13 protein-coding genes are annotated in these 16,343 nt (G+C 62.2%); 5 read left to right on the top strand and 8 right to left on the bottom strand.

Going from position 1 to position 16,343, the window contains the following annotated elements; genetic code table 11:
- Positions 1-124 precede the first annotated feature (124 nt).
- A complete protein-coding gene (locus P7F28_RS05300) occupies positions 125-361 on the top strand; it encodes a DUF2866 domain-containing protein (protein WP_277183387.1) in 237 nt (78 codons plus the stop codon).
- Here P7F28_RS05300 and P7F28_RS05295 read toward each other — a convergent pair.
- Both P7F28_RS05295 and P7F28_RS05290 read right to left on the bottom strand, forming a co-directional pair.
- Positions 340-1,371 carry a CaiB/BaiF CoA-transferase family protein gene (locus P7F28_RS05295; protein ID WP_277183386.1) on the bottom strand — a complete coding sequence of 344 codons (1,032 nt, stop codon included), beginning with the start codon at positions 1,369-1,371 and terminating at the stop codon, positions 340-342. The two genes, P7F28_RS05300 and P7F28_RS05295, sit on opposite strands and share 22 nt — an antisense overlap.
- The gene (locus tag P7F28_RS05290) at positions 1,368-3,299 is read right to left on the bottom strand and encodes an ATP-binding cassette domain-containing protein (RefSeq protein ID WP_277183385.1); all 1,932 of its coding nucleotides are present in this window, start codon (positions 3,297-3,299) and stop codon (positions 1,368-1,370) included. Before P7F28_RS05290 ends, P7F28_RS05295 begins: the two co-directional genes overlap by 4 nt.
- A gap of 129 nt (positions 3,300-3,428) precedes the next feature.
- On the opposite strand from P7F28_RS05290, the gene P7F28_RS05285 reads away from it, so the two are divergent.
- Complete coding sequence (locus P7F28_RS05285) at positions 3,429-3,920, top strand: glutathione peroxidase (RefSeq protein WP_277183384.1); 492 nt, start codon at positions 3,429-3,431, stop codon at positions 3,918-3,920.
- Positions 3,921-3,926: 6 nt separating this feature from the next.
- Here the strand turns inward: P7F28_RS05285 and cls are convergent, their stop codons facing one another.
- From cls to dapC, 6 genes are all read right to left on the bottom strand, one after another.
- On the bottom strand, positions 3,927-5,405 hold the full coding sequence (cls, locus tag P7F28_RS05280) for a cardiolipin synthase (RefSeq protein WP_277183383.1): 1,479 nt from the start codon (positions 5,403-5,405) through the stop codon (positions 3,927-3,929).
- A gap of 118 nt (positions 5,406-5,523) precedes the next feature.
- Entirely contained in the window at positions 5,524-6,408 is an 885-nt protein-coding gene (gene prmB, locus P7F28_RS05275; RefSeq protein WP_277183382.1) for a 50S ribosomal protein L3 N(5)-glutamine methyltransferase, read from the bottom strand.
- 38 nt (positions 6,409-6,446) lie between these two features.
- Positions 6,447-7,586 carry a succinyl-diaminopimelate desuccinylase gene (gene dapE, locus P7F28_RS05270; protein WP_277183381.1) on the bottom strand — a complete coding sequence of 380 codons (1,140 nt, stop codon included), beginning with the start codon at positions 7,584-7,586 and terminating at the stop codon, positions 6,447-6,449.
- Positions 7,587-7,678: 92 nt separating this feature from the next.
- A complete protein-coding gene (locus P7F28_RS05265; protein WP_277183380.1) occupies positions 7,679-8,050 on the bottom strand; it encodes an ArsC family reductase in 372 nt (123 codons plus the stop codon).
- 2 nt (positions 8,051-8,052) lie between these two features.
- Positions 8,053-8,880: a 2,3,4,5-tetrahydropyridine-2,6-dicarboxylate N-succinyltransferase gene (gene dapD / locus P7F28_RS05260; RefSeq protein ID WP_277183379.1), complete on the bottom strand. Its 828-nt coding sequence runs from the start codon at positions 8,878-8,880 to the stop codon at positions 8,053-8,055.
- Positions 8,881-8,918: 38 nt separating this feature from the next.
- Entirely contained in the window at positions 8,919-10,136 is a 1,218-nt protein-coding gene (gene dapC / locus P7F28_RS05255; RefSeq protein WP_277183378.1) for a succinyldiaminopimelate transaminase, read from the bottom strand.
- 235 nt (positions 10,137-10,371) lie between these two features.
- Here dapC and P7F28_RS05250 point away from each other — a divergent pair, with 235 nt between their 5' ends.
- From P7F28_RS05250 to P7F28_RS05240, 3 genes are all read left to right on the top strand, one after another.
- A complete protein-coding gene (locus P7F28_RS05250) occupies positions 10,372-11,286 on the top strand; it encodes a DMT family transporter (RefSeq protein WP_277183518.1) in 915 nt (304 codons plus the stop codon).
- 99 nt (positions 11,287-11,385) lie between these two features.
- A complete protein-coding gene (gene smc / locus P7F28_RS05245) occupies positions 11,386-14,901 on the top strand; it encodes a chromosome segregation protein SMC (protein ID WP_277183377.1) in 3,516 nt (1,171 codons plus the stop codon).
- Between the two features lie 179 nt (positions 14,902-15,080).
- Positions 15,081-16,322 (top strand): cell division protein ZipA C-terminal FtsZ-binding domain-containing protein, encoded by a 1,242-nt coding sequence (locus tag P7F28_RS05240; protein ID WP_277183376.1) that lies wholly within the window; start codon positions 15,081-15,083, stop codon positions 16,320-16,322.
- Positions 16,323-16,343: the final 21 nt, after the last annotated feature.

The raw sequence follows: 16,343 nt of genomic DNA, 5'->3' as shown, positions 1-16,343 counted from the left end.
GCGTCGTTTTCTTATCCTTTCATCGCTACGGAACTGGTCAACTGTGCCGAGGCTCTCAGACAGGCGCAGTGATCAGACGGATCGAGAGGACCACGCTTTGAAACAAGCCAAATCAAGCCGGCAAATGCCCGCGTTCCATTTACGCGGATGCCGCGTGTCCGCGCCGCTCCAGCAGCCCTGGGGCAGCGGATGCCGCATCGTGGAATGGATCGACGGGGAAGGGCAGATTTCGCGCCGCGTCGTATCGGCGGATGTGACGGAAGACGAAGTCGTTGCGACCATTCGACATCATGTGGAAGGACGCAAACACGTGCTGATCGATGACGAACGTCAGCCGCGTCAGACTTTGCCGCGTCGCTGAAATAGCGGGTGCTGCGCGGCTTCGGCCGGCGTAAGCACGGGTGCTACGCAGCAATCCAGCGGTTCGAGCAGCGCGACCCATTCGTCGCGCGTGCGCTCGCGGATGATCGCGGCGAGTTGTGCCGAGAGTTGCGCGGCATCGTCGCCGCCGATCGCTTGTCCGAGCGTCCAGTGGCGCGCGGCCCATTCGGGGCGTCCCAGCGCGTCGCATAGCGTTCGCCAGAATTTGTGCTCCAACGCGCCCACCGCGATAAACCGATCATCCTTCGTGCGATACACGTCGTAGCAGGGCACGCCGCCATTCAGCATTCCCGCGCCTGCACGCGTGCTGCCGTGATCGCCGTTTTCCAGTGCGATATGCGCCATGACGTTGTGCGCGTGCACCGCATGCGTCATCGATACATTGAGAGAGCGCCCGTCGCCGCCACGCGCGACATGCCATAGCGCGGCGAGCATTTCCATCACCGCGGCCAATGCGCCGCCGAGCAAATCGGCCAACTGAAAATTCGGCGCGATCGGTGTGCCGTCGCGCGCGGCGAGTTGATCGAGCACGCCCGAATACGCGATGTAGTTCAGATCGTGGCCTGCTTTCTCAGCGAACGGCCCTTCGTCACCAAAGCCCGTAATCGCGCAATAAACCAGCTTCGGGTTCACCGCGCGCAGCACGTGGTAACCGACACCCAGCCGCGCCATCACCGAAGGCCGAAAGCTCTCGACCAGCAAATCCGCATCGCGCGCGAGCTCGACCAATTGCGCGCGGCCTTGCTCCGACTTCAGATCCAGCGTCATCGACCGCTTGCCGCGATTGACGATCCGATAAAACGCGCTCGGTGTATCGCTGAGCTTGTCGGCTTCGCTTTGCAACATGGTGCGCGCGTAATCGCCTTCACCGGGCGCTTCGATCTTGAGCACGTCCGCGCCGAGTTCCGCGAGCCGCAGCGTGGCGACCGGACCGGGCAGCAGGCGCGTCAGATCGAGCACGCGCAGGCCGGAGAGGGCGTGCGTCGTCAACCGATCTGCTCCAGTTCTTCGTGCGTTTCGAGCCATTCCATTTCGAGCGTTTCGAGCCGCGCGTTGACTTCACCCTGACGACGAATCGTCTCAGTCAGCTTCGACTTCTGCGCGGCTTCGTAACTCGCGGGGTCGGCGACGAAGGCATCGAGCGCGGATTTCTCCGCGTTCAGCTTCTCCATCTCCTTTTCGATTTTCGCGATACGCGTCTGCAACGGCTTCTTCAGATGCGAAAGCTTCTGCCGTTCCTGCGCATCCAAACGCCGCTGATCCTTGCGATTGATTCCGGCATCGACCGCGGAGGAATCGCTGGCCGCTTCCTTCGCTGCCGCACGCGTTTCGGCAGCGTGTTGCAGCAGCCAGTCGCGATAATCGTCGAGGTCGCCATCGAACGGATTCAGGCGATGTTTCGCCACCAGCATGAACGTGTCCGTGGTCGCGCGCAGCAGATGCCGGTCGTGCGACACCAGAATCAGCGTGCCTTCGAACTGCGCGAGCGCCATCGTCAGCGCGTGACGGGTTTCGAGGTCGAGGTGATTGGTCGGCTCATCGAGCAGCAGCAGATTCGGCTTCTGCCAGATGATGAGCGCGAGTGCCAGCCGCGCCTTTTCGCCGCCGGAGAAAGGCGCGATCTTCGCGGTCGCCATCTCGCCGGAGAAGTTGAAACTGCCGAGGAAATCGCGCAATTCCTGTTCGCGCGTGTCCGGCGCGAGGCGCGCGAGATGCTGAAGCGCGGAATCGTCGGGACGCAGCGTTTCCAGTTGATGCTGCGCGAAATAGCCGATTTGCAAGCCCTTGCCCTGACGCACCGTGCCCGACAGCGAATCCAGCGTGTGCGCCAGCGTCTTGATAAGCGTGGATTTACCTTGACCGTTCGCGCCCAGCAATCCGATCCGCTGGCCGTTCTGAATCGACAAGGTCACGCCTTCGACGATCGGAATTTCGCGTCCATCGTCAGCGTGATAGCCGCAGCGCACGCCTTCCATCACCATCATCGGATTAGGTGCGGCGTCGGGTTCGCGGAACTCGAAAGTAAACGGCGAAGTCGCGTGCGCGGGTGCGATCAGCTCCATCTTTTCCAGTGCCTTCACGCGGCTTTGCGCCTGCTTGGCCTTGGTCGCCTTCGCCTTGAACCGGTCGATAAAGCTTTGCAGATGAGCGACCGTACGCTGCTGCTTCTCATACGCGCTCTGCTGCAAAGCGATTTGCTGCGCGCGCGTGATTTCGAACTGGCTGTAGTTGCCGCCGTAGCGTTTGACCGTCCGATTTTCCAGATGCAGCGTGACATTGCAGATTGCATCGAGAAACTCGCGATCGTGCGAAATCACCACCAGCGTGCCGGGATAGCGCCCGAGCCAATCTTCGAGCCAGACGATCGCGTCGAGGTCCAGGTGGTTGGTCGGTTCGTCGAGCAGCAGCAAGTCGGACGGGCACATCAGCGCCTGCGCGAGATTCAGGCGCATGCGCCAGCCGCCCGAAAAGCTCGTGACCGGCTCGCGCGTTTGTTCGAGCGTGAAGCCCAAACCGAGCAGCAGCGTTTCGGCGCGCGCGGGCGCGGTGTAGCCGTCGGCATCGGCGAAAGCGGCGTGGGCTTCGGCTTCGGCGGCGCCGTCGTGCGCGGCGGATGCGTGCGCGATGCGTGCTTCGATGGCGCGCAGATGCGTATCGCCGTCGAGCGTGTAGTCGAGCGCCGTGCGATCCACCGCCGGCGTTTCCTGCGCGACATGCGCGATGCGCCACGACGGTGGCATCGAAAAATCGCCGCCGTCCGCGTGCAATTCGTTGCGCAGCACGGAAAAGAGCGTCGATTTGCCCGCGCCGTTCGCGCCGACGAGACCGGCTTTCTCGCCCGGATTGAGCGTGAAGCTGGTGTCTTCGAAAAGCGGCTTGGTGCCGCGGGACAGGCTGAACTGGTTGAAGCGGATCACGTCGTGCGCTGGTTCGGAGGGAAAGCGCTATTTTAGACCGGACCGATTGCCGCGCAGGGATCGTCCGTTCGGCTAATGGCGGAGTATCGTGCGCGGCGGTACGATGCTTTTTTTCGAACCGGAGCGAGCATGAGCGCGAATCCCGACAGCATCTACGGCTTCACGGCCGAATCACTCGATGGCAAAACCGTCAGTCTCGACGCCTTCCGCGACAAGGTCGTGCTGATCGTCAACGTGGCGAGCGAATGCGGATTCACGCCGCAATACAAAGGCTTGCAGGAGTTGTACACGCAGTTCGCAGCGCGCGGCTTCGACGTGCTCGGCTTTCCGTGCAATCAGTTCGGCAAGCAGGAACCGGGCGATTCGGCGCAGATCGGCAGCTTTTGTGAGAAGAATTTCGGCGTGACGTTTCCGATGTTCGCCAAGATCGAAGTCAATGGCGCGAACGCGCATCCGCTCTACAAGTTTCTGAAGGACAAGGAGCCGGGCATGCTCGGCATCGAAGCCATCAAGTGGAATTTCACCAAGTTTCTGGTCGATCGAAACGGTCAGGTGGTCAGGCGTTACGCGCCGACCACCAAGCCCGACGCGATTGTGGATGACATCGAAAAGCTGCTCTGAACGCGGTTAGAGAATCGGCGAGAAGAGGCGGGCGACGTGCATCGCCATGCGGCGGAAGAAGGACGCGCCGCGATAGTCTTCGCGATCGATCTCGAAGGACTGCGCGAAGTCGGCAAGCAGCATCGCTTCCACTTCGCGCGCGAAGTCTCGATCGACGGTCAGCACGGTGATCTCGAAGTTCAGCCGGAACGAGCGATTGTCGAGATTCGCGCTGCCGACGGACGCGGCGATGTCATCGACGAGGACGACTTTCTGATGCAGAAAACCCGGCTTGTAGCGGAAGATACGCACGCCAGCCTGAACGAGGTCATACGCGTACAACTTCGACGCCGCGAACACCACGCGATGATCGCGGCGGCTCGGAATCAGCAGACGCACATCCACGCCGCGCATCACGGCGAGACGCAACGCGGAGAACACGGCTTCATCGGGAATCAGATACGGCGACGTGATCCAGATACGCTCGCGCGCCGCGTTGATCGCCTCGACGAAAAACAGCGAGCAGGTTTCCTGTTTATCGGCGGGGCCGCTGGACAGCACCATGCAGTGCATGTTCTCGTCGGAATGCGGTGCGGGACCGAGTTCGGGCAGGCGTTGCGTCGCCCAATACCAGTCTTCGGTGAAGACGAACTGAATGCTCGCAATGGCCGGTCCGCGCACTTCCACATGCGTGTCGCGCCACGGTGAAAGGCGCGGATTGCCGCCGAGATATTCGACGCCCACGTTATGCCCGCCGATAAACGCGCGCTTGCCATCCACCACCACGATCTTCCGATGATTCCGGAAGTTGATTTGAAACCGGTGCACGAATTTGCGTTTGGCCGCGAACGGATGCGCCTCGACGCCACCCGCGCGCAACGCGTTCACATAGCGATGCGGCAAGTCGAAACTGCCGATGCTGTCGTAGAGAAAATAGACCCGCACGCCCGCTTTCGCGCGCTCGATCAGCCGCTCCTTCAGCAGTTCGCCTAAAGAATCCGCCCGCACGATAAAGAACTGCACGACCACGTAATGCTCAGCCGCTTCGATGGCTTCGAGAATGGCGTGGAAAGTAGCATCGCCATTGACAAGCACGCGCACGGAATTGCCGCGCAGAAACGGCATGCCCGAGAGCCGTTGCAAGGTGCGGATGGTCGGATTGCCGAGATACGCGGCCGGTCCCGGCGCAAGCTCGCCGCGCGCGCCGGAGGCATCGACTAAAGCGGTATCGCTGCGGGCGGTCGAATCCCATTCGGCGGGCTTCGAGCGATTGCGCAGGATTTCGAGTTCGAGCCGCCGTTCATCGATATAACCGGCGAACTTGCTGCGCCCGAGGAACAGATACGGAATGAGCGTGAAGTAGGGCATCGCGACGAGCGATACCGCCCACGCGACCGCGCCCTGCGAAGTGCGCGTATTGATGATGGCGTGAATGGCGGCGATCACGCCGAGCACGTGCGCGGCCATCACGAGCGTGCCGACGTGGAGCCAGTCTGATGCTTGCATATGACGCGATCGGAGTTGGAATGTGTCCGCGACGCACAAGCCGCGGACATCGATCCGTCATATTACCGAACCATTGCGGTCGCGGCGTTTCAGGAGACGAGTTGTGACGTTATCCGGCTTAGCCGGGCAAGTCGGCGGCTTGAATCAGGAACACGTTGTCGTCGCCCGCGCTGGTCGAGAGCCACACGAGATCGAGACCGCCGAAGGCCGCTTCCACATTCGCGCGCTCGTTGCCGATTTCGACCACCAGCACGCCGTCCTCCGTCAGCCACTTGCCCGCTTCACGCACGATGCGCCGCACCACGTCCATGCCATCCGCGCCGCCCGCGAGCGCCAGTTCCGGCTCATGGCGATATTCTTCCGGCAAGGCCTGCATCGCGCCCGCGTTCACATACGGCGGATTGGTGATGATGACCTCGTACTTCGTGGTCGGCAGCGGCGCGTACAGGTCGCCTTCGTACAGCTTCACGCGCTCGTCCAGCTCGTAATCATCGACATTGCGGCGCGCCACTGCCAGCGCATCGGCGGAAATATCGACGGCGTCGATATCGGCGTTCTCGAAGGCTTGCGCGGCGAGAATCGCCAGACACCCGGAGCCGGTGCACAGTTCGAGCACGCGCGAAACGTGATCCGGATCGGCCACATACGGCTGCAAGCCATCCTGCAACAATTCGCCGATAAACGAACGCGGCACGATCACGCGTTCATCGACATAAAAGCGATGGCCGTGCATCCACGCTTCGTGCGTGATGTACGCGGCCGGCACGCGCTCGGTTGCGCGGCGCTCGATCACTTTCATGACGGCATCGATTTCGTCGTCGAGCAGGCGCGCGTCCATGAACGGTTCGAGCGTGTCGAGCGGCAGATGCAGCGTATGCAGGATCAGATACGCGGCTTCGTCATAGGCATTGGACGAGCCGTGGCCGAACGAAAGACCGGCTTGCGTGAAGCGCGAGACGCCGAAGCGCAGCAGGTCGCGCACGGTGGAAAAGGGCAGCGCCATCGAAGGCTCCTTGTATTTATCGAAGTTGTCGGTTGAAGTCAGGCGATCAATTGTTCGAGCACGCGTCGATACACATTCTTCAGCGGCTCGATAAATCGCACTTCGACATGTTCGTCGATCTTGTGGATCGTGCCGTTCGGCGGACCAAATTCCACAACCTGATCGCAGATGCGCGCAATAAAGCGGCCATCCGATGTGCCGCCCGTCGTGGACAGTTCGGTCTGCACGCCGGTTTCATCGCGGATGGCCTTTTCTAGCGCCTCCGACAGCGCGCCGCGCGGCGTCAGAAACGGCAGTCCGCTGACGATCCACTTCAGATCGTAGTCCAGCTTGTGCTTGTCGAGAATGGCGTGCACGCGGCTTTGCAGACTTTCCACCGTGCTCGCGGTCGAGAAGCGAAAGTTGAACATCAGATCGGCGTGGCCGGGAATGATATTGGTCGCGCCCGTGCCCGAGTGCAGGTTCGACACCTGCCAGGTGGTCGGCGGGAAATATTCGTTGCCATCGTCCCATTTTTCGGCGACGAGATCGGCCAGTGCGGGCGCGAGCAGATGCACCGGATTCTTCGCCAGATGCGGATACGCGATATGCCCCTGCACGCCCTTGACGACGAGCTTGCCGGTCATGGAACCGCGACGGCCGTTCTTGACCATATCGCCGAGCGTCACGCTCGAAGTCGGTTCCCCGACAATGCAGTAATCCAGCCGCGTGCCGCGCGCCTGAAGCGCTTCGACGACCTTGATGGTGCCATCGGTGGCGGGGCCTTCTTCATCGCTCGTGATCAGAAACGCGATGCTGCCGCGATGCTGCGGATTCGCCGCGACGAACTCTTCGCTCGACACCACGAACGCCGCCAGCGATGCCTTCATATCCGCCGCGCCGCGCCCATACAGCTTGCCTTCGCGATGCGTCGGCGTGAACGGCGGCGAGGTCCATTGTTCGAGCGGGCCGGTGGGAACCACGTCGGTGTGTCCGGCGAAGGCGAGCAGTTTGGCCGCATCGCCGTCGGTGCCGCGCTTGACGGCCCACAGATTGGTGACGCCGCCCGATTCAATCGTTTCGCATTCGAAGCCGATGCGCGCGAGGCGCTCGATCATCAGCGATTGGCAAGCCTGATCGTCGGGCGTGACGGATGCGCGTTCGATCAGCGCTTCGGTAAGAGAAAGGGTGCCGGACATAGTTTTTCCACTGCGATAAAAAATGCCGGCACGCGGGCCGGCTTTTTCAAAGTGCTTGCGATGACCGTCGGATCAACAGCCATCGCCGCGACTCAGGCGAAGATCGTTTCGTACTGCTCGGCCGAAAACCCGAGCGACTTCACGCGGCCGTTCACGACCACCACCGGCCGCTTGATGATCGACGGCTTGTGGATCATCAACGCGATCGCGCCGGAAGTCGTGTCGGCTTCGGCCTTGTGGACGTCGGACAGACCGCGCCACGTCGTGCCGCGCTTGTTGATAAGCTGATCCAGCGGCACGTCTTTCAGCCAGTCCTGAACCAGTTGCTGATTCACGCCAGCCTTCTTGAAGTCGTGAAACTCGAACGGCACGCCGTGTTCTTCCAGCCACACGCGCGCTTTTTTCACGCTGTCGCAGTTCGGAATGCCGTACACGACGGTCGTCGGGGTAGAGCCGCGCGCCACGTTCAGTCGCCTCGCAGCAGTTCGTTCAGGCCGACCTTCGCGCGGGTCTTGGCATCGACCTTCTTGACGATGGCCGCGCAGTACAGGCTGTGCGAACCGTCCTTCGAAGGCAGATTGCCCGCGACCACCACCGAGCCTGCCGGAATGCGGCCATACGTGACTTCACCGGTTTCGCGGTCGTAAATCTTGGTCGATTGACCCAGATACACGCCCATCGAAATAACCGAGTTTTCTTCGACGATCACGCCTTCCACCACTTCCGAGCGCGCGCCGATAAAGCAGTTGTCTTCGATGATGACCGGATTGGCCTGCAACGGCTCCAGCACGCCGCCGATGCCCACGCCGCCCGACAAGTGCACGTTCTTGCCGATCTGCGCGCACGAACCGACGGTGGCCCACGTATCGACCATCGAGCCTTCATCGACATAAGCGCCGATATTGGTGTACGAAGGCATCAGCACCACGTTCTTCGCGATGAACGATCCGCGACGCGCAATCGCCGGCGGCACCACGCGGAAGCCGCCCGCCGCGAAATCTTCAGCGGTGTAGTTGGCGAACTTCGAGGGCACCTTGTCGTAGAACTGGGAGTAGCCGCCAGCGGGCATCGGCGCATTGTCTTCCAGACGGAACGACAGCAGCACGGCCTTCTTCAGCCATTGATTGACGACCCATTCGCCGTCACGCTTTTCCGCGACGCGCATCTGGCCTTTGTCGAGTTGCTCGATGGCATGCGCGACCGCATCGCGGACTTCGGCGGGCGCGGCCTTGGCGGACAGATTCGCGCGGTCTTCCCACGCCTGATCGATGATGCTCTGGAGTTGTTGCGACATAGTTGGCTTCAAAGATGGAGAGATGATCGGCAGCGCTCTTACTTCGTGAGCGTGCGGCAGAATTCGACGATGCGACGCGCCCCTTCGACGCATTCCTCGGTTTCAGCCACGAGCGCAATGCGCACGAAGCCTTCGCCGGGATTGCTGCCGTGCGCCTGACGCGCGAGAAAGGAGCCGGGCAGAACCGTCACATTATAGTCGGCGTACAGGCGGGCGGCGAACTCGGTATCGGTGAGTCCGGTGCCCGAAACGTTGGCCCAGAGATAGAACGCGGCATCGGGCAGACGCACGTCGAGGACTTCGGCGAGCATCGGCGTGACCGTTTCGAACTTCTTCACGTACTTCGCGCGGTTCTCGCGTACGTGCGTTTCGTCCTGCCATGCGACGACGCTCGCACGCTGAAACACCGTCGAGAGCGCTGCGCCGTGATACGTGCGATACAGCAGGAAGTCTTTCAGGATCGCCGCATCGCCCGCGACGAAACCGGAGCGCATGCCCGGCACGTTCGATCGCTTCGACAGGCTCGACAGCATGATCAGCCGATCGAAGCCGCGCCCGAGCAGTTTGGCCGCTTCGAGTCCGCCGAGCGGAGGCGTGGCTTCATCGAAATAAATCTCGGAATAGCATTCGTCGGACGCGATCACGAAGCCGTGCTTGTCCGACAACGCGAACAGTTCGCGCCAGTTGTCGAGCGTGAGCACCGCGCCGGTCGGGTTGCCCGGCGAGCACACGTAGAGCAATTGCGTGCGCGCCCAGATGTGCTCCGGCACCGCCGAATAATCGCAGGCGAAGTTGCGCGATGGATCGCTATTGACGAAGTAAGGCTCCGCGCCCGCGAGGTACGCCGCGCCTTCGTAGATTTGATAGAACGGGTTCGGACAGAGTACGATGGGCGGTTCCGCCGCATCCGACTTGCTGCTGTCGATAACGGTCTGCGCCAGCGCGAACAAGGCTTCGCGCGAACCCGCGACCGGCAGCACTTCCGTCAACGGATCGACCGATGGCAGGCCGTAACGCTGCTTCACCCACGTCGCGATCGCCTCGCGCAGCGGCTCGCTGCCGAGCGTGGCCGGATAGCTCGCCATGCCGTCGAGCGCGTTAATGACGGCATCGCGAATCAGCGCGGGCGTCGGATGTTTCGGCTCGCCGATGCCGAAGCTGATCGGCGAAAAATCCGCGCGCGGCGTGATGCCCTTGAACAGCAGGCGCAGCTTTTCGAATGGGTACGGCTGAAGTTTCTTGAGAAGTGGATTCACGGCGTGACCGGTAATCGATGAACAGGCAGAACGTTGCGCCGCTTTTGTCATGCATCAGCGCAAAACGTCGAAAAATCGCGCGATAAGCCGTCGATTATAGCGCGCAGTCTCAAAATTCCCGCGCGGGCCGGTGAGCAACACGAAGGACGAAATATCGAATGAATAAGCTGAAACCAAAGATGGGAGACACGCGGTGAGCAACCGCTTCGAACAGGCATTGCCGACGCTCGCGATCATGCTGGGCGCATCGGTGTGGGGCGTGGTGTGGTATCCCATGCGCATGCTCGCCGCAATGGGCCTGAGCGGCACGGCCGCGAGCGCCGCCACCAGCGGCGCGGCCTGTCTCTTTATGCTCGTCTGGAAGCGACGCTCGATTCCGTCGATCACACCGCATCGCTTGTTGATCGCGCTCGGGCTGGCGGCGGGCGTGACGAGTATCGGCTTCGTGTGGGGCGCGATCCACGGTCAGGTGATGCGCGTGCTCCTGCTGTTCTATCTCACGCCTGCGTGGACCGCGATCTTCGCGCACTTCATCCTGCGCGATCGCCTCGCGCGCGCCGATGCGTTGCTATCGCTGCTTTCGCTCGCGGGCGCGGTGACCATGCTGTGGTCGCCCGAACTCGGCCTTCCTTTACCCGCCGATCTCGCCGAATGGGCCGGTCTGATGGGCGGCATGGGCTTCGCGATGAGCAACGTGCTGGTCGTGCGTATCTCGCGCGAATTGCCTGCGATGAAAGCCGAGATGCGCACCGCCGTGATCTTCGGCGGCTCCGCGATCGTCGCATCCATCGTGACGCTGTTCGAGCCGATGCCCACGCCTCCGGGCGCGTCGCAACTCGGCACAGTGGCGTTTATCGTGATCGGTTTGGGCGTGGTGCTCGCGACCAACAATATGATCGTGCAGATCGGATTGGCGCGCGTACCGGCCAATCGGGCATCGATCATCATGTTGTTCGAACTCGTGGTGACGGCCCTGTCGTCGTGGCTGTTCGCGGGCGAAGTGCCGGGTCCGCGCGAGTGGGCGGGTGGTGCGTGCATTGTGGCGGCGTGCGTGTTGTCGGCGTGGGTGCATCGACAGACGGCGGCGTCTGCGGCTCAATCGAACGATGAGCCGGAAAGCAAAAAGAAATCGAGACGTGCGATGGTATGATGCCGTTCAAGATATAAGCGGTAGAACATGATTGACGGGCCGCACTGCGGCTCGTCTGCTATTCATCCTTCGTAATTCACTTCCAACAGCGATATCGCCGTGCGTCTGACCTCGATAAAACTCGCTGGCTTCAAGTCCTTCGTCGATCCCACGCATTTTCAGGTTCCCGGCCAGCTCGTCGGCGTGGTCGGACCGAATGGCTGCGGCAAGTCAAACATCATCGATGCCGTGCGCTGGGTGCTCGGCGAATCGCGCGCCTCGGAACTGCGCGGCGAGTCGATGCAGGACGTGATCTTCAACGGCTCGACGGCGCGCAAGCCCGGCAGCCGCGCAAGCGTCGAACTTATTTTCGATAACGCCGATGGCCGCGCCGCCGGTCAGTGGAGCGCTTACGGCGAGATCGCCGTGAAGCGCGTGCTGACGCGCGATGGCACATCGAGCTATTACATCAACAATCTGCCCGCGCGACGCCGCGACATTCAGGACATTTTCCTGGGCACCGGTCTCGGGCCGCGTGCGTACGCGATCATCGGGCAGGGCATGATCGCGCGGATCATCGAGGCGAAGCCGGAAGAGCTGCGCGTGTTTCTCGAAGAGGCCGCGGGGGTATCGAAATATAAGGAACGGCGGCGCGAAACCGAAAACCGTCTGCACGATACGCGTGAGAATCTGACGCGCGTGGAAGATATCGTCCGCGAACTATCGACGAATCTGGAGAAGCTCGAAGCGCAGGCGGTGGTCGCGACCAAATACAAGGATTTGCAGGCCGAAGGCGAAGAGAAGCAGCGCCTGTTGTGGCTGCTGCGCAAGAACGAAGCGGGCAATGAAGCCGAGCGCCAGCAGCGCGCCATTCGTGAAGCGCAGATCGAACTCGAAGCGCAGACCGCGCGTCTGCGTGAGGTGGAAGCGCAACTGGAAACGCTGCGCGTCGCCCATTACAGCGCAAGCGATGCCATGCAGGGCGCGCAAGGCGCGTTGTACGAAGCGAATGCCGAAGTGAGCCGGCTGGAAGCGGAGATTCGTTTTATCGTCGAATCGCGCAATCGTGTGCAGGCGCAGATCGCGGCGCTGACGGCGCAGCGCGAGCAGTGGAATGCGCAGGCGCAGAAGGCGCACGAGGAAATCGAAACGGCCTCCGAAGCACTGGCCGAAGGCGAGGAAAAGGCCGCGATCGCGCAAGAGAATGCGGCTGCGAAACATGATGCGCTGCCCGCACTCGAAGCCCGTTATCGCGATGCGCAAGCGAAGCTGAACGAGGAGCGTGCGGGTATCGCGCAGGCAGAGCAGGCGTTGAAGCTGGAAGCGGCGCATCAGCGCAACGCGGATCAGCAGCTTCAGCAACTGCAGCAGCGTCAGGAGCGTTTGAAGAACGAAGCAAGCGGTCTCGATGCGCCGGATGAAGTGCAGCTCGAAGAGCTACGTATGCAGCTTGCCGAGCACGAAGAAATTCTGAGCGAAGCGCAGGCGCGTCTTTCCGATGCGCAGGAAACCGTGCCGCGTCTGGACGGCGAACGTCGCGCGGCGCAGGAGCGCGTGCAGAAGGAAAGCGCGCAGATCCATCAGCTCGAAGCGCGTCTGACCGCGCTGAAGGCGCTTCAGGAAAGCGTCCAGACCGAAGGCAAAATTCAGCCGTGGCTCGACAAACATGAACTCGGCGCGCTGCCGCGTCTGTGGAAGAAGCTGCATGTCGAAGCGGGTTGGGAGGCGGCGCTGGAGTCGGTGTTGCGCGAGCGTCTGAACGGGCTGGAAGTTTCGAATCTCGACTGGGTCAAAGCTTTCGCGTCCGACGCGCCGCCCGCCAAGCTCGCGTTCTATTCGCCGCCCGTCGCGGGCAAGCCGCTGGAGACGCCGCAAGGTTTGCGCACGCTGCTGTCGCTGGTGAAGATCGACGATCCGGGTTTGCGTGCCGTGCTGAACGACTGGCTCGGCCAGGTCTACGTCGCCGACGATCTCGCGCAGGCACTGGCATCGCGTACGCAGTTGCCGGATGGCGGCGCGTTCGTTGTGAAGGCGGGACACGTCGTCACGCGTGTGGGCGTGCAGCTTTACGCGGCCGATTCCGAGCAGTCGGGCATGCTGGCTCGGGCGCAGGAAATCGACAACTTGCAGAAGCAAGTGCGCGCGCAGGCTTTGCTGTCCGATGAAGCCAAGGCCGCCGCCGTTCGCGCCGATGCCGCGCACACACAAGCATCGCAAGTGCTCACCGATGCGCGCGGCACTGCCGAACGCGCCACGCAACGCGTCCACGCCTTACAGATGGATGTGCTCAAGCTCGCGCAGGCACACGAACGCTATACGCAGCGCAATACGCAGATCGGCGAGGAACTCGAAGAGATCGCCGCGCAGGTCGAGGAACAGCGCGCGCTGCGTGCCGAATCCGAAGCCGCATTCGAGCGTCACGATGCCGATATCGCGCAATTGCAGGCGCGCTTCGAAGATAACCAGCTTGCGTTCGAATCACTCGATGAGGAATTGACGGGCGCGCGTCACGAACTGCGCGAACTCGAACGCGCCGCCAGCGATGCGAATTTCGCCGCGCGTGGCCTTGCCGCGAAGATCGAAGAGTACAAGCGCAATATCGATACGGCGCACGACCAGAGCGAGCGCATCGCGGGCGCGCTCGAAGATGCGCGCGCGGAACTCGAAACCATCAACGAGCAGACCGCGCAAACCGGCTTGCAGGATGCGCTCGAAGTGCGCGCGGCACGGGAAGAATCGCTGCATGTGGCGCGCGTCGAACTGGACGATCTGACCGCGCGTTTGCGTCAGTCGGACGAGCAGCGTTTGCTGGCCGAACGCTCGCTGCAACCGCTGCGCGACAAGATCAACGAATTGCAGTTGAAGGAACAGGCCGCGCGGATCAGTGGCGAACAGTTCGTCGAACAGTTGCAGGCGGCGGGTGTGGACGAGGCCGAATTGCAGGCCAAACTCACGCCGGATATGAAGCCGTCGTATCTGCAAGGCGAAGTCACGCGCCTGAACAATGCGATCACTGCGCTCGGTCCCGTCAACATGGCTGCGCTCGAAGAACTCGCGGCGGCCACCGAACGCAAACACTTCCTTGACGCGCAATCGGCCGATCTGAACGACGCCATCGGCACGCTGGAAGATGCCATCGCCAAGATCGATCAGGAAACACGCGCACTGCTGCAAGACACGTTCGACGAAGTGAACAAACACTTCGGCGAACTGTTCCCGCGACTGTTCGGTGGTGGTCAGGCCAAACTCATCATGACCGGCGACGAAATTCTCGACGCCGGTGTTCAGGTGATGGCGCAGCCGCCCGGCAAGAAGAATTCGACTATTCACCTGTTGTCCGGCGGCGAGAAAGCGCTCACCGCAACGGCGCTCGTGTTCGCGATGTTCCAGTTGAATCCGGCGCCGTTCTGTCTGCTGGACGAAGTGGACGCGCCGCTCGACGACGCCAATACCGAACGCTTCGCCAACCTCGTTCGCGCGATGTCGGCCAAGACGCAGTTCTTGTTTATTTCGCACAACAAGATTGCGATGGAAATGGCGCAGCAATTGATCGGTGTGACGATGCAGGAGCAGGGCGTGTCGCGGATCGTCGCGGTGGACATGGAATCGGCGGCGGGATTTGCGCAGAATGGTTGACGTTCGCTGGGCCTGACGTCGCAGTAGCTTCAAACGAAACGACGAGAAACGACGAAACAAAGGGCAGCGCAGGCGCGGAGTGCGCGCATCGAGCAGGCGACGGCGAAGCAGCCGGAACGCGGCGATGCGCGCGACAGATCGCGCGGCGCTTCACAACCTGAAAAGAACATGGAGCATGCATGGACGAGTTGACACTCGGTTTGATCGGAGCGGGTGCCGTGGTGGTGGGCGGCGTGGTGGTGTACAACGCGTGGCAAAACGCCAAGGTGCGCCGCAGAATGCCGCGCCCGATGCCCGACGAAGCGGCGGATGCGCTCGCGCGTCAGGAGCATGAGGACGAGCAGCAGCCGTTTATCGAGCCGGTGCGCCAGCCGCGTCCGGCGGCGGCCGGTGGTGATGAAGAACGCGAATCGCGCGTGGAGCCGAGTTTTGGCGCGGTGAGCGCGGCGGCGGTCGTGCCGCCCGTTGCACCTGCCGATACGGCGCTCGACGTGCAGGCCGAAGCCACGACGCCCGATGAACCCGAACGCATCGAAGAAACAACGGACGACGAGCGCACGGAACCCGTGATGCCCGCCGCCACGACGATTTCCTCCGCGCCGCCCGCGGCGGTGGATAGGCGTATCGACTGCGTGGTGCCGATTCGGCTTGGCAGCGCGGTGGCGGGTGATCGCGTGATGCCGCTTGCGCAGAAATTGCGTCGCGCGGGCACCAAGCCGGTGACGATCGAAGGCAAGCCGGAAGGCGAAAGCACGTGGGAGCTGCCGCGCAGCGGCGTGCGTTACGAAGAGTTGCGCGCAGCCGCGCAACTGGCGAACCGCAGCGGGCCGCTGAACGAACTCGAATTCTCCGAGTTTGTGACCGGCGTGCAGCGTCTGGCTGATGCCGTCGATGGCATGCCCGAATTCCCCGACATGATGGAAACCGTTGGCATGGCGCGCGAACTCGACGGCTTCGCCGCGCAATGCGACGCGCAACTGTCCATCAACATTCTGTCGGACGGCGCGCCGTGGTCGGCCAATTACGTGCAGGCGGTGGCATCGCAAGATGGTTTGCTGCTTTCGCGCGACGGCACGCGCTTCGTCAAGCTCGACGCGAAGCAAAACCCCGTCTTCATGCTGCAATTCGGCGATACCAACTTCCTGCGCGACGACCTGACGTACAAGGGCGGCCAGATGATCACGCTGGTGCTCGATGTGCCCGTCGCCGATGAAGACATTCTGCCGTTCCGTCTCATGTGCGATTACGCGAAGTCGCTGTCCGAACGGATCGGCGCGCGCGTGGTGGACGATCAGCGCCGCCCGCTGCCGGAGTCGTCGCTGCTGGCCATCGAAAAGCAATTGATGACGCTGTACGCGAAACTTGAACAGGCAGGCATGCCCGCCGGTTCGCCTGCTACGCGCCGCTTGTTCAGCCAATAGTCATAGGCTCGGCGCAAAGCG

Origin of the sequence: Caballeronia sp. BR00000012568055 (assembly GCF_029439455.1) — a bacterium.
In the GTDB taxonomy this organism is placed as follows: Bacteria; Pseudomonadota; Gammaproteobacteria; order Burkholderiales; family Burkholderiaceae; genus Caballeronia.
Note: the sequence above shows the minus strand (reverse complement) of the source record. Positions and strands in the feature narration are given on the sequence as shown.